At 36.4% G+C, this 21,148-nt stretch carries 17 protein-coding genes; 1 reads left to right on the top strand and 16 read right to left on the bottom strand.

All coding sequences use genetic code 11. The features are described 5' to 3' along the window. Positions 1-55: 55 nt before the first annotated feature. The 7 genes from spoVID to hemA all read right to left on the bottom strand — a co-directional run bounded on the left by spoVID (position 56) and on the right by hemA (position 7,650). Positions 56-1,234 (bottom strand): stage VI sporulation protein D, encoded by a 1,179-nt coding sequence (gene spoVID / locus ACEWK1_RS04745; RefSeq protein ID WP_212136848.1) that lies wholly within the window; start codon positions 1,232-1,234, stop codon positions 56-58. A gap of 139 nt (positions 1,235-1,373) precedes the next feature. Then, positions 1,374-2,663, bottom strand: coding sequence for a glutamate-1-semialdehyde 2,1-aminomutase (hemL, locus tag ACEWK1_RS04740; RefSeq protein ID WP_098795909.1), 1,290 nt, complete (start codon positions 2,661-2,663; stop codon positions 1,374-1,376). Positions 2,664-2,706: 43 nt separating this feature from the next. Further along, positions 2,707-3,687 carry a porphobilinogen synthase gene (gene hemB / locus ACEWK1_RS04735; protein WP_098795908.1) on the bottom strand — a complete coding sequence of 327 codons (981 nt, stop codon included), beginning with the start codon at positions 3,685-3,687 and terminating at the stop codon, positions 2,707-2,709. Continuing rightward, on the bottom strand, positions 3,684-4,484 hold the full coding sequence (locus ACEWK1_RS04730; RefSeq protein ID WP_212136850.1) for a uroporphyrinogen-III synthase: 801 nt from the start codon (positions 4,482-4,484) through the stop codon (positions 3,684-3,686). The genes hemB and ACEWK1_RS04730 overlap by 4 nt, the downstream gene beginning before the upstream one ends. Beyond that, the gene (hemC, locus tag ACEWK1_RS04725) at positions 4,484-5,416 is read right to left on the bottom strand and encodes a hydroxymethylbilane synthase (RefSeq protein ID WP_212136852.1); all 933 of its coding nucleotides are present in this window, start codon (positions 5,414-5,416) and stop codon (positions 4,484-4,486) included. Before hemC ends, ACEWK1_RS04730 begins: the two co-directional genes overlap by 1 nt. 32 nt (positions 5,417-5,448) lie before the next feature. Further along, a complete protein-coding gene (locus tag ACEWK1_RS04720; protein WP_373995074.1) occupies positions 5,449-6,279 on the bottom strand; it encodes a cytochrome C assembly family protein in 831 nt (276 codons plus the stop codon). An 18-nt stretch (positions 6,280-6,297) separates the two neighbouring features. Further along, positions 6,298-7,650: a glutamyl-tRNA reductase gene (gene hemA / locus ACEWK1_RS04715; protein WP_121662996.1), complete on the bottom strand. Its 1,353-nt coding sequence runs from the start codon at positions 7,648-7,650 to the stop codon at positions 6,298-6,300. Positions 7,651-8,014: 364 nt separating this feature from the next. Here hemA and ACEWK1_RS04710 point away from each other — a divergent pair, with 364 nt between their 5' ends. Continuing rightward, positions 8,015-8,503 (top strand): LiaF transmembrane domain-containing protein, encoded by a 489-nt coding sequence (locus ACEWK1_RS04710; RefSeq protein ID WP_121662997.1) that lies wholly within the window; start codon positions 8,015-8,017, stop codon positions 8,501-8,503. 586 nt (positions 8,504-9,089) lie between these two features. Here ACEWK1_RS04710 and yihA read toward each other — a convergent pair. The 9 genes from yihA to ACEWK1_RS04665 all read right to left on the bottom strand — a co-directional run bounded on the left by yihA (position 9,090) and on the right by ACEWK1_RS04665 (position 21,139). Further along, complete coding sequence (gene yihA, locus ACEWK1_RS04705) at positions 9,090-9,674, bottom strand: ribosome biogenesis GTP-binding protein YihA/YsxC (protein ID WP_098795903.1); 585 nt, start codon at positions 9,672-9,674, stop codon at positions 9,090-9,092. Beyond that, positions 9,674-11,995, bottom strand: coding sequence for an endopeptidase La (lon, locus tag ACEWK1_RS04700; protein WP_098795902.1), 2,322 nt, complete (start codon positions 11,993-11,995; stop codon positions 9,674-9,676). The genes yihA and lon overlap by 1 nt, the downstream gene beginning before the upstream one ends. Before the next feature lie 237 nt (positions 11,996-12,232). After that, positions 12,233-13,906, bottom strand: a complete 1,674-nt coding sequence (gene lonB / locus ACEWK1_RS04695) for an ATP-dependent protease LonB (protein WP_212136854.1) — start codon at positions 13,904-13,906, stop codon at positions 12,233-12,235. Positions 13,907-14,267: 361 nt separating this feature from the next. After that, positions 14,268-15,533 carry an ATP-dependent protease ATP-binding subunit ClpX gene (gene clpX / locus ACEWK1_RS04690; protein ID WP_121663001.1) on the bottom strand — a complete coding sequence of 422 codons (1,266 nt, stop codon included), beginning with the start codon at positions 15,531-15,533 and terminating at the stop codon, positions 14,268-14,270. Between the two features lie 346 nt (positions 15,534-15,879). Then, positions 15,880-17,169 carry a trigger factor gene (gene tig, locus ACEWK1_RS04685; RefSeq protein ID WP_212136856.1) on the bottom strand — a complete coding sequence of 430 codons (1,290 nt, stop codon included), beginning with the start codon at positions 17,167-17,169 and terminating at the stop codon, positions 15,880-15,882. A 340-nt stretch (positions 17,170-17,509) separates the two neighbouring features. Then, positions 17,510-18,520: a tetratricopeptide repeat protein gene (locus ACEWK1_RS04680; protein ID WP_212136858.1), complete on the bottom strand. Its 1,011-nt coding sequence runs from the start codon at positions 18,518-18,520 to the stop codon at positions 17,510-17,512. A gap of 228 nt (positions 18,521-18,748) precedes the next feature. Continuing rightward, positions 18,749-19,345 carry a 3-isopropylmalate dehydratase small subunit gene (gene leuD / locus ACEWK1_RS04675; RefSeq protein WP_212136861.1) on the bottom strand — a complete coding sequence of 199 codons (597 nt, stop codon included), beginning with the start codon at positions 19,343-19,345 and terminating at the stop codon, positions 18,749-18,751. An 84-nt stretch (positions 19,346-19,429) separates the two neighbouring features. Beyond that, positions 19,430-20,857, bottom strand: coding sequence for a 3-isopropylmalate dehydratase large subunit (gene leuC / locus ACEWK1_RS04670; RefSeq protein WP_212136863.1), 1,428 nt, complete (start codon positions 20,855-20,857; stop codon positions 19,430-19,432). A 123-nt stretch (positions 20,858-20,980) separates the two neighbouring features. After that, on the bottom strand, positions 20,981-21,139 hold the full coding sequence (locus ACEWK1_RS04665; RefSeq protein WP_416635755.1) for a hypothetical protein: 159 nt from the start codon (positions 21,137-21,139) through the stop codon (positions 20,981-20,983). Between the last annotated feature and the right edge of the window lie 9 nt (positions 21,140-21,148).

Below are 21,148 nucleotides of genomic sequence, written 5' to 3'. Positions count from 1 at the left end.
GCCGAGGAAAAAGATGCCCCATGCTGTTCTTTGTCTTTCAAATAAATAATAGATTTTATTTACTTGTTGAGTATGCAGGGATATAAAGAATTTGTCCTTCATATACATCTTGATCTGCATGAAACTCATTTACACGTAAAATTTGTTGAATGGAAATTTCATATTTCTCACTAATTAGTTCAAGTGTATCTCCTTGTTGAACAATACACATTTTCACTCTGGAGAAATCTTCTTCTTCGTCTCTTGCAAATAAACTTGTTAAGTAATGGGCATCCTTTGTTTCTCCCTCTTCACGACCAACTTCATCTTTCTTTTGTAAATCTTCATCTACATTTGTCGGCTCTTCTTCGGTTTTAGAGAAAAAGGAGTATTGTACTTCTTGAGGTTCAGGAGTTGGTTCTTCTCTTCTTACTTCCACAACAAATGGATCGTAAACCTCTTCTTCAGTTTGTCCTTGCTGCTCAACATTAACTTCTTCATCAACAGCCGGTTCAGGCTCTACAATTTCTTTTTCATATTCAACAGGAGACGCTTCAACCACTTCTTCTTCTACTTCCTCCTCACGCTCTTCAACTACTTCCTGTTCTTTCGTGACAGAGAAGGAAGGTGATAATTTGTCCACGTCTTCTTCATCTAACTTTCTTTCCTCATAGAAAGAAGAAAAAGGTGAAGGTGTAGGCTCTAAGCTTGATACAGGCTCAGAATTATTCTGTTCAGAAGTGTTTTGTTCTTCACGGAAAAGAGCTTCAAATACTTCTTCCTGAGGTTCTTCTGCTGGTTCTTCTGTAGGTCTCTCTTCTTCTTCCACTGTCTCTCCATTCGAAATTCCGCTTATAGATAAATCAGCTATTAATTTTAAGCAAGCATGTTCAGGTAAATCATAATCAAAGGATTCGATCGAAACATACACCTCGTCTAGCTGTTGAATTCGATTTCTAGGAATCGTAATATCAACAGGAAAACGATGATTTAAGACGCTCACACCATCTTCACGTGTATCGACCTCATTTACATAACGTACATTTGCGTATTCGAACGTTTCCTCTTCAGAACTTTCCGTTTCTATTTTATATTCCCCAGTAAGCTGCAGGGCACCACGAATGGAAATGTACTGATCATGTTCATGAATTGCAATATCCGGATCTAAAGAAATAGATAAAAGTTCAGATACTTCCTGTCCTTTTTGAAACCAAACAGATTCTTCTACTGAGAAACGTAGTTGTTGTTGTGACAAAAATATTTCCTCCTTTCAAATAGCCTAGCAAAATAACTATGACATTACAGATGTATGTGCGAAAGAAGGAAATTATGATGATATTTTAAAAAACATAAAAAATCCACCACAACTTGTGATGGATTTAATTTAATCAAAATTATTTTTTCAAATCTGCAAATGCCTTCTTTGCAGCATCTATTGTATGATCAATGTCCGCGTCTGTGTGTGCTGTTGATAGGAATAAGCCTTCAAATTGTGATGGAGGAAGGAATACTCCTTGATTTGCCATGCTTCGATAGTAGCTTGCAAAGAAATCAAGATTTGACGTTTTCGCTTTTTCGTAATTTGTTACATTTTCATTAGTGAAGAAGAAGCCAATCATAGAGCCGGCACGATTGATTGTATGCGGAATTTCATACTCATTAGCAGCAGCTGACAGACCTTCCTCAAGACGATCTGCTTTACGCTTAAATTCCTCATAAGAATCTCTTGTTAACTGTTTTAATGTTTCATATCCCGCTGTCATCGCGAGTGGGTTTCCTGATAAAGTTCCTGCTTGATAAATTGGTCCACTTGGAGCAATTTGCTTCATAATTTCCGCTTTACCACCATAAGCTCCTACAGGTAAACCTCCACCAATTACCTTGCCAAGGCATGTTAAATCAGGTGTAACACCGTAATAGTCTTGAGCACAGCCATAATCTACACGGAACCCGGTCATAACCTCATCAAAGATTAATAAGGCACCATATTGTTCTGTCATTGCTCGTAACCCCTCAAGGAAACCTGGTTGAGGTGGAACAACTCCCATGTTCCCTGCTACAGGTTCTACAATGATCCCTGCAATGTCTTCTCCAAATTGTTCAAATGCATATTGAATGCTTTCTAAATCATTGTATGGAACAGTAATCGTATTTTTCGCAATTCCTTCAGGTACACCAGGACTATCTGGTAATCCTAACGTTGCAACTCCTGATCCTGCTTTAATTAATAAAGAATCACCATGACCATGGTAGCAGCCCTCAAACTTAATGATTTTATTTCGTCCAGTATAGCCCCTTGCTAATCGTAATGCACTCATCGTTGCTTCTGTCCCTGAGCTTACCATACGGACGATTTCAATCGAAGGTACACGATCTATTACAAGCTTTGCAAGTTCGTTTTCAATCAGGGTAGGAGCACCAAAGCTTGTACCTGACTCAACAACTTTTTTAATGGCTTCAACTACAGTATCGTTCGAATGACCATGAATAAGCGGTCCCCAAGAAAGAACATAGTCAATATATTCATTTCCATCGATATCATAGATTTTTGAGCCTTTTCCTCGTTCCATGAATATAGGATTCATTCCAACAGATTTAAATGCTCTTACAGGACTATTAACACCACCGGGCATTAATGATTGAGCTTCTTGAAATGCACTTTCGCTTTTTTGATAGCTATTCATTTTCATTCCTCTTCCTTCCTCTTGTAAAGTAAAAGGCTTTCCCTTATTGATCTTCCCTTATCCACCGTGCTGCGTCTTTTGCAAAGTATGTAATAATTAAATCAACACCTGCACGTTTCATTCCGACTAACATTTCCATCACCAATGCTTTTTCATCAACCCATCCATTTTGTGCAGCTGCTTTAATCATAGAATACTCACCGCTAACATTATAAGCAACAATAGGAACGTTGAATTGATTTTTCACATCACGGATAATATCTAAATAAGATAATGCCGGTTTTACAATTAAAAAGTCTGCACCCTCTTCTAAATCGGACTGAGCTTCTCTTAATGCTTCATCACGATTAGCAGGATCCATTTGATATGTTTTTCGATCACCAAATTGTGGTGTGCTGTGTGCAGCATCACGGAACGGCCCGTAAAAAGCACTTGCATATTTAACTGCATAAGACATAACCGGAATATGTTCAAAGCCAGCTTCATCTAACCCATGTCTGATTGCAGCTACAAAGCCATCCATCATGTTTGAAGGAGCGATAATATCGGCACCTGCTTTTGCTTGACTGATAGCGGTACGTGCAAGCAAATCAAGGGTAGGGTCGTTTAATACTTGTCCATTTTCAACAATTCCACAATGTCCATGATCTGTATATTGACATAGACATGTATCCGCAACAACAACTAATTCAGGGAAGGATTCTTTTACCTGTCTAGTTGCACGTTGAACAATTCCATTATCATGATAAGCTTGAGTTCCTACATCGTCCTTTTCATCAGGAACACCAAATAAGATAACAGACTTAACCCCTAACGAAACAACCTCTTCAATTTCTTGATTCAAAAGATCTAAAGACAAGTGATAAACACCTGGCATTGATGGAACTTCGTTTTTCTTATTATCCCCTTCTACAACGAAAATTGGATAAATAAAGTCCTCTGGGCGAAGATGTGTCTCCCTCACCATTGCTCTTAGGTTATTGCTGTTACGTAAACGGCGGTGTCTTGTAAATTGAATATTCATTGATTATCCTCCCGGTTTTGTTCTAATTCAACCATTAACTTCACCATGTCATCAATTGTATAGGAAACAGGCATAACACCTATAAATCCATATTCTTTTAACGTTTTATTCGTAATTGGGCCGATACATATGAAGGTAACTTTACTCAAATGCTCCATGAGTCCTGATCTATGTAGTACTTTCATAAAGCTGTCAACAGTAGATGAGCTTGTAAAGGTTATGTAATCTAGCTGATCTTCTTTGAGATATGAAATAAGCTTAGCAGCTTCTCTTTTATTATGTATTGTTTCATAGACAATTAAATCTTCTGTGTTAAAACCTTGTTTTTTTAATTCTGTTATCAAAACTGGTCTTGATAGATTTCCTCTAATCACAAGGATTTTTGAAGATTTAGAAAGGTTTTCCCCTATGCTTTCTGCCAGCTTTTCAGCCACAAATTCTTCAGGTATAACAGAAACATTGAGATTTAGTTTCTCCATTTGCTTACTCGTTTTTCTTCCAACAGAAGCGGCAATCATATGCTGTAATGCTTCATAAGGAATTCCAAATCGATCTAAGAACTCTTTAAAGTAAATAACACCATTTGCACTCGTAAACACAATGCAATCAAATTCATGTAATCTTGTAAGCGTTTGTTGAATAATAGATTCATTTGATTTTTTAGGTCTTATTTCTAGAAGCGGAGCGGATATCCCGACTCCGCCTTCTTCTTCAATTTTTTGAATAAATTCTTCTACTTGAGACTTTGCTCTAGTAATTAAAACCCGTTTCCCTTGTAAAGGACGGATCTCCCCCATTATTGATCTAACTCCTCTTTTACCCGGTCGATTAGGGCTTTAGCTCCTTGATTTGTTAATGTTTCTGCGACTTTACTCCCTAATGCTACTGGATCGGTTCCTATAACCGTTTGTTTATACACTTCTTTCCCGTCAGGTGAGGCAATAAGACCTGTAAATTCAATTTCTTCCTTTTCATTTACTGTTGCAAATCCAGCAATAGGTACTTGGCATCCACCCTCCATTTTAGTAAGGAAGGTCCTCTCAGCAGTAACGGCTAATTTCGTAGACAAATCAGTGAATTTTGCAAAAAGATCTAACAATTCTAGATCATCCGCGCGACATTCAATTGCTAAAGCACCTTGCCCTACTGCTGGTAGGCAAATTTCCGGCTCTAAGAATTCAGTAACAACGTCTTGACTCCAGCCCATGCGTGCCAAGCCTGCTGCAGCTAGAATAATTGCATCATAATCTTCTGTTTTCAGCTTCTCTAAGCGAGTATCTATGTTTCCTCTAATCCATTTAATTTCGAGGTCAGGTCTTTCAATTAAAAGCTGCGCACTTCGTCTCAAGCTGCTTGTTCCGACAATTGCTCCACTTGGTAAATCTGAAAGCTTTTTATGGTCTTTAGAGATAAGAACATCTCGGTGATCCTCACGGTTTGGAATGCATCCTATCGTTAAACCCTCCGGTAAAATCCCAGGCATATCCTTCATACTATGAACAGCCATATCAATTTCACCGTTCATCATTGCTTGCTCAATTTCCTTTACGAACAAGCCTTTTCCTCCAACTTTTGATAAAGTTACATCTAAAATTTGATCACCTTTTGTCACAATTTCCTTGATTTCAAATTCAAACGGTAAACCAAAAGATTTTAACTGATTAATTACCCAATTTGTTTGTGTTAATGCTAATTTACTACGTCTAGATCCAACAACTATTTTTCGCATATGCTCCTCCTACTATGTCTAAAAGCAACCAATCATGAATCCCAAAAATGAAACCTTGATAGACTACCAAACAAGAAAAAGTTAATTAATAAAACTAAAAACGATGCTATGTTTAAAAGAGCAACAGACCTGCCCTGTAATTCTTTCACAATTCTTATATAAAGATAGATCCCATACGTCACTAACACCATAAATGACCCTAGCACCTTCGCATCATACCATTGAAAATGAGCAACTTTAATATAGGCCCAAATAACCCCTAAAATTAAACTTAATAACAGCATAGGTACGCCGATAACATTTAATACATATGACATATGGTCGAGTTTTGAAAGATCTTCTAACCGAAGAAGGCGCTTTCCCCACTTTTTCTTTTTGAGTAAATTATATTGAATGGTATAAAGGATCGAAAACACAAACGATAGTGAAAACGCCCCATAAGAAAGTATGGCCATCGTAATATGAATTAATAGCAGTTCCGAGACAAGCTGACTTGATACAGCAGCCGACTCGTATTGAGCTGGGGCAAAAGTATGTATGGCCATCATGATAAAGCCTATTACGTTTGTGAAAAAGATAATAAATTCCGCTTTAAGAAAACGGTTTAAAACAAGTGACAATGTGACTAACACCCATGTATAAAAATAAAGCCCTTCAAACACATTTAAAACAGGAAATCTACCTGTTTCAAACATACGAACAAATAAAAAAATTGTTTGTAATAGCCAAACAATAGAAAGTAACCAGAAGGCAGCTCGATTCGCCTTCCGGTTATTATTAAGAAAATCTATAAAATATAAGAGTACACAAATAGCATAAAGTATTATGGTTAATTCATTAATTCTGCTTAAGCTCATCTCCATAATGAAAGGTCCTTTCACTTACGATTGAAGTGAAGCACGATAAATCGGATCGTTTGCATGAACAGTTTGTTTATCTGATTTATCCATTTTCATTTGCTCTTCAACAGCTTCTTCGATATTAAAGATTTTCATAAATAAATCCAATGATTCCTGTGCATTAGCCTCTGCAGATAGCTCTTTTACCTTTACAATTGGATCTTTAAGCAATTGATTAATAATGCTTTTTGTATGCTTACTTAAAACTTTTCTTTCACGTTCAGTTAAGTTAGGCATTTTTCGCTCGATACTTTCCATCGTTTCAGCTTGAATATTTAAAGCTTTTTGACGAAGTGCTGAAATAACAGGTACAACCCCAAGCGTATTAATCCATTGTTTAAATTGAACAATCTCCGCTTCGATCATCAGTTCAATCTTTTCCGCTGCAACTTTACGCTCTTGTAAGTTTGCTTCAACAATCCCTTGTAAATCATCAATATCATAAAGAAATACACTATCTAAATCCGCAAGCTTAGGATCTAAATCACGTGGCACAGCAATATCGACCATAAATAATGGGCGACCTTTTCTCATTTTTTCCACATGTGTCATCATTTCTTTAGTAATAACAAAATCTTTAGCACCAGTTGAACTAATAAGAATATCCGCTTCCACTAATCCACACTGAAGTTCGTTTATTCCTTTTGCCTTTCCATTAAAACGATTAGCAAGCTCTTCAGCCTTCTGCAACGTTCTATTCATAACAGTAACTTTACCTACACCACTGCCATGCAGATTTTGCACAGCTAATTCCCCCATCTTACCCGCACCTAAAATGAGTACGTGCTTAGAACGAAGGTCACCAAAGATTTTCTTAGCAAGTTCAACTGCTGCATAACTAACTGAAACAGCATTTGCTCCAATATCAGTTTCTGAATGTGAACGTTTAGCCAATGAGATTACTTGCTTAAACAGCTGATTGAATACTGTTCCTGTTGTGTTGTTTTCCTGAGCATGTAAAAAGCTAGTACGAACCTGTCCCAGAATTTGAGTTTCACCCAAAATCATAGAATCCAATCCGCATGCTACTCTACATAAATGCTCTAATGCACCATCTTGTTCAAAAATAGTTAAATACGGTGAAATCTCTTCTTTCTCTAGTCCGAACCAATCTGCCAAGAATGCTTTAATATAATAACGTCCGGTATGAAGTTGATCTACTACAGCATATATTTCTGTACGGTTGCAGGTAGATACAATGACATTTTCAAGTATGCTTTTTTGTTCTTTTAACTGTTTCATCGCATCTGTTAGCTCTTGAGGTTGAAACGAGAGCTTTTCGCGAATTTCAACAGGGGCTGTTTTATAATTTAAGCCGACAACAAGTATATGCATTTTCTTATACACCCCCATGTACAAGGATCTCTACTTCTAGTATATCACGATTGATTTTTTTCTCTTCTAAAAAATGTGAACAGTCTTTGAAACTATATGTTATGATAAAATATGTTTATTATTTCACTGATTCACACCATTTTCAACTTATTAATGGTCGTGTGTATTTGTTCACAAAAAACACTGTTTTTTCTATAAGAAATTCTACATTCTCTGACATCATTCTCATACTATTCACTCTGTACAATAACAAAAATCACGAAGTTAATCAAGCTATTGATTTGGACAAGGAAACATATCAATTAAATTCTCCGACCACAACGGACAGGTTTTCCTTATATACTATTCATGCAAGAGGTGGACAATGAAAAAAATTACATTATTACCAACAATGCTACTATTAGGAATTGGCATTTTTTATTCTATCCAAAAATTAAATATTCATTTATTTGAAGGACAAAACAGTTGGCCTTTTTTATTAATATTACTTGGACTTACGTTTTTAGTTAGTGGTCATTTTGAACAAGATGCGTCAGCCATTTTACCAGGAATCATTTTAGCAGGCCTTGGTATCCATTTTCACTTTGCTAGCAAGATTGCTTCTTGGCCTGATTATCCTGCTGCTTTTTTATTCATCTTGTCTCTTGGGATGATTTTAACTGCTACAAAAACTAAAACCGGTTATCAGCAAGGTCTTATTATATTAGCTATAGGCTTATTTCTACACTTTTTCCATAAAATTATTCAATCCCTAACGATCATCGAAAACGGTGTAGACTTTATTGAAACTTACTGGCCACTACTTTTTATTGTTATTGGTGCTTTATTGTTAGTGCTGCGGAGAAGGAGATAGGGTGCCTGTCACTTCCCACATTTTGTTGAAATATGTCGATGTTGATAACACCAAAAGACTCTGGTATTTTTCCATAACCGGTTCGGTTTTGGCATACAATAACTAAAATAGCGCACCAATTCGCAGTCTTATTCGCAACTGAATAAGACTGCTTCTTTTTTGTTGATATATATGAAGTTTAATGAAATGGAATGAACGGTAAATACGCCCTGAATTTCCAAACCCTTTTAACATGGTGACATAATTTGTGTGAACATGAAAATTCGCAAGCTCATTGTTATTCCAATTGTTGTGCTATAAATGATCTTTAACTACCATTAATTGAGTAACAGATCATTTAAATACACGGAGTTTTTCCGGTTAAGTATAGTAAAATGGCCCATTTCCAGCTTTTTTGATTAATTAGACGGAAACTTTCCGTTTATTTAATCTATTTCGCGTGCTATTTCCTCATTAAAAGGAATTTCTCCGCTTAATTGCTGCCAATTCTTGAAGATAATGGGTGATATGAAAAATGCTTGGAGCATAATATGCCTCCAAGCATTTTTCTTTGCTGATTTACTTGTAAATTGCTTTAAACCAAACTTTATGACGTATAATGAAGGATCGTTTTCCAAGCTTCATCTTTACCTAAGCCGGTTTCTGATGAAAAAATAACTAATGGATCGGTTTTATCAATTTCTAGGGCATCTTTTATCACCTTAGCATGCTTTTGCCACTTACCCTTAGGAATTTTATCTGCTTTGGTCGTCACAACGATTGTTGGAATGTCATAATGCTTTAGGAAGTTATACATCAGCACATCATCACTTGTTGGAGGATGTCTAAGATCAATTAAAAGGATAACAGCACGCAACTGTTCACGAGAAGTGATATAGGTTTCAATCATTTTCCCCCATGCTTCACGCTCCTTTTTACTAACCTTGGCATATCCATATCCAGGCACATCAACAAAGTGTAGCATTTCATTAATGATATAAAAATTTAATGTTTGTGTTTTCCCTGGTTTTGATGAAATTCGGGCTAATCCTTTTCTACCTAGCAATTTATTAATAAAGGATGATTTACCAACATTAGAACGACCTGCTAATGCTACTTCCGGTAAATCTCCTTCTGGATATTGAGCAGGCTTAACTGCGCTTATAACGATTTCTGAACTTGTTACTTTCATTATTTCTCCTCTGTTAACGCATGTTTTAACACTTCATCTAAATGTGAAACTAAGACAAAGGTAAGTTCATTTCGAACACTATCTGGAATATCATCCAAATCCTTTTCATTGTCTTTTGGTGCAATAATCTTAGTCAAACCAGCACGATGAGCACTCAATGTTTTCTCTTTCAAGCCACCAATTGGAAGTACTCTACCACGTAAAGTGATTTCTCCTGTCATTCCAACTTCTTTTCTTACGGCTCTACCTGTTAATGCTGAAATTAACGCTGTAGCCATTGTTATACCTGCTGATGGACCATCTTTAGGTACAGCACCTTCAGGAACATGGATATGAATATCATTCTTTTCATGAAAATCACGTTCAATGTTCAGCTCTTCAGCACGCGAGCGAATATAGCTAAATGCCGCCTGAGCAGATTCTTTCATAACATCGCCAAGCTTCCCGGTTAAAATCAGCTTTCCTTTACCAGGCGTTACTGATACTTCAATCGATAGGGTATCGCCGCCAACTGTTGTATAAGCTAAACCAGTTGCAACACCAATCTGATCCTCAAGTTCCGCTTGTCCATATCTAAAGCGTTTTTTCCCAAGAAATTCTTCAATATTTTTGTCCGTAATAATGATCTTCTTCCGCTCTTCTTTTACAATCATTTTAGCAGCTTTACGACACACTCCTGCTAACTGGCGCTCTAGCCCACGAACCCCGGCTTCTCTTGTATAATAGCGAATGATGCTTTGAATTCCATCTTCACGGATTTGCAGATGTGATTTTTTAAGTCCATGTTCTTGTAATTGCTTTGGTAGTAGATGATCTTTAGCAATATGAATTTTCTCCAGTTCCGTGTAACCAGCTATATTAATAATTTCCATACGATCGCGCAATGGTCCTGGAATTGTAGCAAGGTTATTAGCTGTTGCAATAAACATAACTTTCGATAAATCATATGTTTCTTCAATATAGTGATCACTAAAGTTATGATTTTGCTCAGGATCTAACACTTCCAGTAAAGCTGCAGAAGGATCTCCTCTAAAATCACTGGACATTTTATCGATTTCATCTAAAAGGAACACAGGATTAATTGTTCCGGCCTTCTTCATACCTTGAATAATTCTTCCAGGCATTGCACCAACATATGTACGTCGATGTCCACGAATTTCGGATTCGTCTCTTACTCCACCAAGTGATATTCTAACGAAATTTCGATTTAACGATTTAGCTACTGAACGAGCTAATGATGTTTTCCCAACTCCCGGAGGTCCTGCAAGGCATAAAATTGGCCCTTTTAATGAATTGGTCAATTGTTGTACCGCTAAATACTCAATTACACGCTCTTTAACCTTTTCAAGGCCATAGTGTTCTTCGTCTAAGATTTCCTCAGCAACATTCACATCTAAACGATCGTCAGTTGCTTTTGACCATGGTAGAGACAGGAGCCACTCAATGTAATTTCGAATAACGCCACTCTCGGCTGAACTTGAAGGAACTTTTTCATAGCGGTCCAGTTCTTTTAAAGCCACTGCTTTTATATGTTCTGGCATTCCCACTTCTTCAATTCGTTCCTTCATCGTTGAAACCTCTCCAAGCTTGCCTTCTTTTTCACCAAGCTCTTTTTGGATGGCTTTCATCTGTTCGCGTAAATAATATTCTTTTTGCGTACGCTCCATGGACTTTTTAACTCGTTGGCCAATCTTTTTCTCCAGCTGAAGTACTTCTTTTTCATTGTGGATAATGGAAATCACTTTGTTCAATCGTTCTGTCACATCAAGGGTTTCCAATATCTCTTGTTTTTCCTTTAATTTTAAAGGAAGATGCGAAGCAATAATATCAGCCATTCGTCCTGGCTCATTAATGTCAGAAACGGTTGCATATGTTTCAGCAGACACTTTTTTAGAAAGCTTTATGTATTGCTCAAAATATTCTAACATTGTTCGCATTAAAGCTTCTTCTTCTACACTTTTCTCTTCAGGGTCTTTATAAATAGAAACTTCAACAGAATAGTATTCATCCTCATCAACAAAACGTTGAATCTTACCTCGCTCTATTCCTTCAACGAGTACGCGGATTGTACCGTTTGGTAATTTCAACATTTGTTTAATTTTAGTCAATGTTCCTATTTCATAAATATCTTCTTTGTTTGGCTCATCTATCGAAATCTCTTTTTGTGTCGTTAAAAAGATAATATGATCTTCCATCATAGCCTTTTCTAACGCCTGAACAGATTTTTCTCTTCCTACATCAAGGTGCAGTACCATTGTTGGATATACTAACAAGCCTCTTAGTGGTAGGAGGGGGACAATTTGATTATTTGATTTCGCCATGCGTTTACACCTCCATGACATGATAATTCATTCTTGTTCAATTCTATCTTATTCTTTTTCAAGTGTCTAATTAAACTACTTTAGTCAATAGGTAGTATACCCCAATACGATAAGTTGAAAAAGGAAATTCCGGAATTCTCATTAAGATAAAATTGGAAATGACTAGAGTTGACCGAAGCTTAAAAAAGGAAAGAGATCTTCTTTATTGTAAAGGAGATCTCTTTAAGATTAACTCTTTTATACAGATTCTTGATGTGGAAATGAAGGTGAATCTTCGTGTTGCAATGGCTTTTCAGTTGGTGGATCAACAAGTGCTATATCAAAGACTTCTTGAAGATTTGTTACCGGTATAATCGTTATCCCATCAATTTCTTTTAGAATGGATTGCATGTTTTCTTTTGGAATAATGACTATATCTGCACCAGCCTTTTTTGCCGCCTTTATTTTCGGAATAACTCCGCCTATAGGCTTTACATTTCCATGAATGCTAATTTCTCCAGTCATGGCCACTTTATTGCTAATGGCAATCTTATGAATAGCTGAGAAAATTCCTGTGGCCATTGCAATTCCTGCTGATGGGCCATCAATTGGTGTACCACCTGGAAAATTCACATGAATATCATAATCATCTGCTTGTATGCCCATAGAACGTAGAACAGTAATAACATTCTCAATCGAGCCTTTTGCCATACTTTTTCTACGAATGGATTTAGATCGATCACCAATACTTTCCTCTTCCACAATTCCTGTTATATTAATGGTGCCCTTATCTTTTTGAGAAGGAATGACGGTGACTTCAATTTCTAACAATGCCCCTGTATTAGGACCATGAACGGCAAGCCCATTTACTAAACCGACTCTTGAGTTATCTTCAATTTTCTTTTCAAATCTTGGGCTTAACTGACTTGAATTAATAACCCATTCGATATCTTCAACAGTAATTTCTTTCCTGTCTTCTGACATTGCCATACCTGTAGCAATTTGCATAAGATTTACAACTTCACGGCCATTTCTAACATAGGAAGTTAAGATATCAATTCCCTTGTCGCTTACTTCCATTTCTACTTTATCTGCTGCTTTTTTCGCCACAACTGCCAGTTCTTCCTGTTCCAAATCTCTAAAAAATACTTCAAGACATCTAGAACGAATGGCTGGTGGTATTTCATTAGGTGTTCTTGTTGTAGCTCCTATTAACCTAAAATCAGCTGGTAGACCATTTTTAAAAATATCATGGATATGTGTTGGTATTTGTGTATTTTCTTCATTATAATAAGCGCTTTCTAAAAATACTTTACGATCTTCAAGTACTTTTAATAACTTATTCATCTGAATAGGGTGAAGTTCACCGATTTCATCGATAAATAAAACGCCCCCATGAGCATGAGATACAGCTCCTTGCTTAGGCTGAGGAATTCCAGCTTGCCCCATTGCTCCAGCACCTTGATAAATTGGATCATGAACAGATCCAATGAGAGGATCAGCAATCCCTCTTTCATCAAATCTTGCTGTTGTAGCATCTAATTCTACAAATACAGCATTTTCTTTAAATGGTGATCTTTTATTTCTCTTAGCTTCTTCTAAAACGAGTCTAGCAGCCGCTGTCTTCCCTACACCTGGTGGTCCATATACAATGACATGTTGAGGGTTTGAACCGCATAGCGCAGCACGTAACGAACGAATACCATCCTCTTGTCCTACTATATCATTAAAACTTTTTGGGCGTACCTTTTCTGCAAGAGGTTCGGTTAACCGAATAGCTCTCATTTTTCTTAATTGTTCCATTTCTTTCTTTGATTCTCTGTCAATTGATATCTTTTGAGTACGTTGACTCTTTAATAAATTCCAAAAATACATTCCAATAATAATCCCAAAAAACAGCTGAATAAACAGCGCGATACTCGTCCAACTCATTGGCGTCCCTCCTGCAAAGATGTCTTGTTACCGCTACGGTGAAAAGTAAACGAAGCATAATACTTTGTTAAAAGTAACTCTTCGAGAGGTTAGTAAAAGCTTGTTTTGCCCCATAAAAAGATTTCCACATCTATGTATGAAATGTTCGTTAATCTAAAGGGACAAAAGGCGACTTTCGTTTTTGCCTAGGAAAGGCAAAATTAAAATGGATAAACCTTAAAGAAGCGGTTATTTATAGCTAGTATCTCCTAGCTTTAGCAGGAATAAACATGATTTCAATACAAGTATTTACAGGAGGTGGATTGGAAAAGGCATCAAAAAAAGGAAGCTGGTTAAACCAACTTCCTTTTAAAAGATTATGTTATGCAGATGTTTTTTTATCCTCTTGAATAACTGTACCATCGCTAAGTACAAGTTTAGGTGGTGTTTCCCCTAAAACTGTTTCAGCAGTAATAATGGCTTTAACGATGTCCTCACGAGATGGTAAATCGAACATCATATCAAGCATGATGCCCTCGATTATGGAACGAAGACCACGTGCACCAGTTTTTCTTTCAATTGCTTTTTTAGCAATTTCAAGAAGAGCTCCATCTTCAAACTCAAGTTCAACACCATCTAAATCAAGCATTTTTTGATATTGTTTAACAAGAGCATTTTTAGGTTTTGTTAAGATCTCAACTAATGCTTCTTCATCTAACGGCTCTAAGCTTGCAATGACAGGCAAACGACCGATAAACTCTGGAATCAATCCAAACTTCAATAAATCTTCAGGTAAAACCTGTGAAAGAAGAGCTTTTTTATCAAGATCAGCATTTTTATTATCTGAACCAAATCCAATTACTTTTCGTCCTAGACGACGTTTAATAATTTGTTCGATTCCATCAAATGCTCCTCCACAAATGAAGAGAATGTTTGTTGTATCAATTTGAATAAATTCTTGATGAGGATGCTTTCTTCCACCTTGAGGAGGAACACTAGCCACAGTTCCTTCAAGAATTTTAAGTAATGCTTGCTGTACACCTTCACCAGAAACGTCACGAGTGATTGACGGGTTTTCTGATTTACGTGCCACTTTATCAATTTCATCGATATAAATAATACCTTTTTCAGCTTTTTCTACATCATAATCAGCAGCTTGAATTAACTTTAGTAAGATATTCTCAACGTCTTCACCTACGTATCCAGCTTCTGTTAAAGAAGTAGCATCAGCAATAGCAAAAGGGACATTTAAAATTCTTGCTAATGTTTGGGCTAATAACGTTTTACCACTACCTGTAGGCCCAATCATAGAAATATTACTTTTTGATAACTCAACATCATCAATCTTGCTGTTTGAATTAATACGTTTGTAATGATTATAAACGGCAACAGCTAATGATTTTTTGGCATTATCCTGGCCAATAACATATTCATCTAATATTTCATGAATTTCTTTAGGTTTTGGAACATCTTTAAATTCAACTTCTTCTTCTGTACCAAGCTCTTCCTCAACAATCTCTGTACAAAGTTCAATACATTCATCACATATATATACTCCAGGTCCAGCTACTAGCTTACGTACCTGATCTTGTGTTTTTCCGCAAAATGAACATTTTAATTGTCCTTTTTCGTCGTTAAATTTAAACATTGTTTCACCCCTTGTATCTTTATCTAAATCAAAACATTTCCACCTTACCCCTACTAATTCTTTCAACTATTCAGGTCAGCAGGTAGATGTCCCTAATTAAAACAAATAAAAACGGTATGTACTGCATTTTACCATAAGAGAAGCATTGACAGGAAATGAAACCACTCGGCATTGAAAAAGCTCCCAACCTGAGGGCTCTTCCCAAAAATGTTGATGATCTTAATATTCTCTTACTTAATGTTTATGTATGTATTAGCTTTCTTATATCATTCCCAAAGGAATATAAATAAAACATGATTGTATAAAACAAGGCACGATGTGCTCGCGCCTTGTTCCTTTTATTATATTATGCAACAACTTTGCTATTTTCTACAAGAAAATCGATCGCTTTGCGAACTTTTAAATCTTCTTTTAAGCCTTCAGCGTTTCCACCAAGTGCTTGTTTAATGTTTTCAATAGGCATGTTGTACATTTCAGCCATTTTCGCTAATTCTGCTTCAACATCTTCGTCAGAAACTTCAATGTTCTCAGCTTTAGCAATTGCTTCAAGTGTTAAGTTATATTTAACGCGTTTTTCAGCATCGTCTTTCATTTGAGCTTTTAACGCTTCTTCATCTTGACCTGAGAATTGGAAGTATAAATCAAGATTCATACCTTGCATTTGTAGACGTTGCTCAAATTCCTGCATCATACGTGAAATTTCATTTTCAATTAATGCATTTGGAATATCAACTTCTGCACCTTCAGCAGCTTTATCAACTAGTGAATCACGTAGTTGGTTTTCTGCTTCAGATTTTTTCGCTTCTTCAAGGCGAGTTCTTGTTTGAGCTTTTAACTCATCAAGAGTTTCAACTTCTTCGTTAACATCTTTTGCAAACTCATCATCAAGAGCTGGAAGTTCTTTTGTTTTGATTTCGTGAATTTTCACTTTGAATACTGCTGGTTTACCCGCAAGGTTTTCAGCGTGGTATTCTTCTGGGAATGTTACTTCTACATCCTTCTCTGCACCCGCTTCTAAACCAACTAATTGTTCTTCAAATCCTGGAATGAAAGATCCAGAACCAATTTCTAATGAATAGTTTTCAGCAGCTCCACCTTCGAATGCTTCTCCATCAACATATCCATCAAAATCGATAACTGCAGTATCACCGTTTTCAATCGCGCCTTCTTCTTTTACTACTAGCTCAGCATGACGCTCTTGTAATTGTTTTAATTCGTTATCAACATCTTCATCAGATACAGTATCGTCTAATTTTTCAACTTCTAGACCTTTATATTCACCTAATTTTACTTCAGGCTTTACTGTAACTTTAGCAGTGAAGATTAAGCTTTTTCCTTTTTCGATTTGTTCAACATCGATTTCAGGACGATCTACAGGTTCGATTCCAGCTTCATCAACCGCATTAGGATATGCAGTTGGTAGGATGATGTCTAAAGCGTCTTGATATAGTGATTCTACACCAAAACGTTGTTCAAACATTCCACGTGGAATTTTCCCTTTACGGAATCCAGGAATAGAAACTTGTTTTACAACCTTTTTAAATGCTTCGTCAAGAGCTGTTGTGAACTCTTCTGCTGAAACCTCAACCGTTAGAACGCCATCGTTCCCTTCTAATTTTTCCCATTTTACTGACATGTGTTGTCCCTCCAAAGATCTATAATGATTTGTGCGAATAAGTGATAGGTAATTTGTGGCGCTTGTCCCATTTTAGGCAATCCCCCACGAACATATACCTGTTTTTATGTACGGTAAAAAGTAACCTAGTACTAAACATGCATAGGATTTCGCATTAGAAAAACTTGGCTTTTCTTCAAGACAAATGGCAAAGCTTTAAGTTTTTCCCATACCATCAACATTTCTAATAGTATAAAAAATAAGGTCCATTTTGTCCAAAATAAAAAAGACCTATATACGATGATCACTATTTTGCAACCATTTTATTATAACACAGAATAAATTCCTTTCAACATATAGCTCATATTTGTAAATAAGAAATTTCTTCTATTTGATAGATTTTATTGCATGCTTCTTGTAAATCTGGCAATGGTTGATCATAGATCTCTTCTATTTCTTCTTGCTCAATTGAAATCCCATGCATCGAATAACCAACAAGATGCAAAGCAGCTGCCCACAGCTTAGCTTCTGTTGGCTGTGGTAAGAAAGGATATAACACATACAGATGCCTTATCCATAATTCTTTAACAGCTTCATATAATGTAGGATTTTCATTACCAAGCGTATCATCTAATATAGTTAACACTTTTTTAGTAAAAGGAAATTCTGCAGGATCTTCCAGATTAGCAGGTACAACCGTAAGACTTTCGCCGAACTTCGTTACTTTCATTTCCTTTTCAACTTCATGCTCAATCATTAAATGCAAAATCATTGATTTGATTGTAGGATGAATTTGTTCATTCTCTAACAAAATTTTAAGTGATGCAAAATGTTTACTAATGTTACTGTCATGCAGTGACTGAACGTAGGCCATTTGTTTATTTGTATCTTGCAAAAGGTCTTCTAAATATAATGGTTGTTCTTCTTCCTGGTCTTCTACATCATCAAGAATATCAACTTCGTTTTGATTCATTTTCCGACTAAATTCCAACAATTTATAAAAGTGTTCAGCACTTTCAGCAGGCAGCTGATTTTCCTCTAATACTGCTTCGATTGTTGTTTGTACTTCTTGATATTCACGTAGTTGAATTAATATCGTTAAATAAATCTGTAATACAGTAAAATAATGACCTATATCTTCTAAGAGCATTTTTTTGCAAATATCTTTAGCCTCTGTTAAGTCACCAAGCTCCATAAGGCAAATTGCCATACCGAGATATATTTCAGCTTGATCTTCCTTAAGCTTCTTTGCTTCAGCAAACATATCAAGTGCTTCGTGATACTTCTTTTCTTTTAATAACAGCATTCCCTTATCTAAGTACCGCTCCTTCAAATTAGGAAAGGGAACAACATTTGATTTTTTCGATTTCATATGTTGGTCAACTCCAGCAACCTTACTTTGCATACAGTTTATCAATCCAAGTCTTGGAAAACAAGTGGGGGGTGATGTCTGGCACTCCCTGAATTTTGTTGAATGATGTCGTACGAAGCCTTGTGCACTTCTGATTTTTGTAGAATTCTTCAGTTCAAAGTGTATTAAATAACTATTTTAGCTAGGCTTAAGCAGTGCTAGGTTGGGACATAAAAAAAAGAGCAATCATTATAAAAATGATGCTCTTCTAGTTTCTTCGTAATGTTTAATTTGATTATCATAATGTAATGTTAGATCAATTTCATCTTTTCCGTGTAAAAGCATATCTTTCCAATATGGATCAACATCAAAGGTTTGCACTAAACCATTATGATCTGTGATTTCTTGCTTTTCAAGATTAACGGTTAATTCAAAGCCTTCCGCATTTGACTTTTCACGGATAAGGTCTAAAACCGTTTGCTCAAGTGTAATTGGTAATAAGCCATTTTTCAGACAGTTTTGGTGAAAAATATCTGCATAAGAAGGTGCTAAAATAGCTTTAAAACCATAATCTGAAAGCGCCCATGGAGCATGCTCACGAGAAGATCCACAGCCAAAGTTTTCACCTGCAAGTAAAATTGTCGCACCTTTACTTTTTTCTTGATTTAATTCAAAATCTGGATTTTCAGATCCATCAGGAAGATATCTCCAATCAAAGAATGCAAATCGTCCATATCCTGTTTTTTCAATTCTCTTTAAAAATTGCTTTGGAATAATTTGGTCTGTGTCAACATTTGTTCTGTTTAATACAGCAACTTTTCCTTTATGTGTAGTAAATGGCTGCATGATGTCCCTCCTAATATGAATACTTTTTCTAAGGATGTAACGACACTTTCACAACTAAACAGTTCCCATCCCATAGATTATAGATTAAAATGACATTGCGTTTTCTTGAATATGACGAACATCTACAAATCGTCCATGTAAAGCCGCTGCTGCTGCCATAGCTGGACTTACCAAGTGTGTTCTAGCACCTTTACCTTGTCTTCCTTCAAAGTTACGGTTTGAAGTAGATGCACAGCGCTCTCCTTCTGGTACAACGTCACTATTCATACTTAAACACATACTGCAACCTGATTCTCTCCACTCAAATCCAGCTTCTTTAAAGATCACATCTAGACCTTCTTCTTCTGCTACTTTTTTAACCTTTTGAGAACCGGGCACAACGATAGCACGTACATCTGATGGAACCTTCTTGCCTTTTAAGCTTCTTATAACTTCAGCTGCCTGTCTTAAGTCTGTTAAACGGGAATTTGTACAAGATCCAATAAAAACATGTTCAATCGTAATATCTTCAATTCTAGTATTAGGCTGTAAACCCATATAGCTATACGCACGCTTAGCTTCATCAACTGCTTCTTCATTATGAAAATCATTTAAATCAGGTGTTTTATCATCAACACCTACAGACATACCTGGATTTGTTCCCCATGTTACCATCGGAGCAATTTCGTCACCATTCAATGTGATAACTTTATCGTACTCTGCTCCTTCATCCGTTTTTAACGTTTTCCAGTACTCAACAGCACGATCAAACTCTTCCCCTTTTGGTGCGTATTTTCTCCCCTTAATATAAGAGAAAGTTGTTTCATCTGGTGCTATAAGGCCTGCTCGAGCTCCTGCTTCAATAGACATATTACAAATCGTCATACGCTCATCCATTGATAAGCTTTCGATTACTTCACCTGTAAATTCAAGTATATAGCCAGTACCAAAGCGCACTCCATATTTACCGATGACGGCTAAAATAACATCTTTAGATGTTACACCTTTTTGCAGCTTACCAGATACATGGATATTTAACGTCTTCGGACGCTGTCTCCATAGTGTTTGTGTAGCTAAAACATGTTCTACTTCACTCGTCCCAATTCCAAATGCAATCGCACCAAATGCTCCATGTGTTGACGTATGGCTATCTCCACATACAATTGTTTTTCCTGGAAGAGTTAATCCTAGCTCAGGTCCAATTACGTGTACAATACCTTGGTCTTCACTTTGAAGATCAGCTAAACGAATACCAAATTCTTTACAGTTTCTTTCAAGTGCACTGATTTGATTTTTGGCAACTTCATCACTGATCACAAAACGATTGACTGTTGGAACATTGTGATCCATCGTAGCAAACGTTCTGTCTGGTCTTCTTACTTTACGATCTTTCTCTCGAAGTCCCTCAAAAGCCTGTGGCGATGTTACTTCATGTACTAAGTGTAAATCGATATATAGAAGATCTGGCTTCCCTTGTTCTTGTTGAACCACATGTTCATCATATATCTTCTCAATAATCGTTTTTGGCTTCACGGTCGTAATCCTCCCTTAATAGATGGAAAATGAGGGGCTGACATCAACCATTGTGTCATACCCCTCAATCCGATACCCATTGTATCGGTCTCTATATAGTGAATAAAAAGTTATTATGGCTAATTAAGAATAAGCTTCCATTATGTTTAAAATGGCATGGTCATCTGCAAGAGCATTTTTGATTTCTTCACCCATTTGTTTTGTTGACACAGCTTTTTCACCATTTGCAAGATCTGCTGTACGAGTACCTGAATTTAAAACATTATCAACAGCCTTTTCGATTGCTTTTGC

It is taken from the genome of Metabacillus sp. YM-086 (assembly GCF_048059995.1).
GTDB lineage: Bacteria > Bacillota > Bacilli > Bacillales > Bacillaceae > Metabacillus > Metabacillus litoralis_B.
Note: the sequence above shows the minus strand (reverse complement) of the source record. Positions and strands in the feature narration are given on the sequence as shown.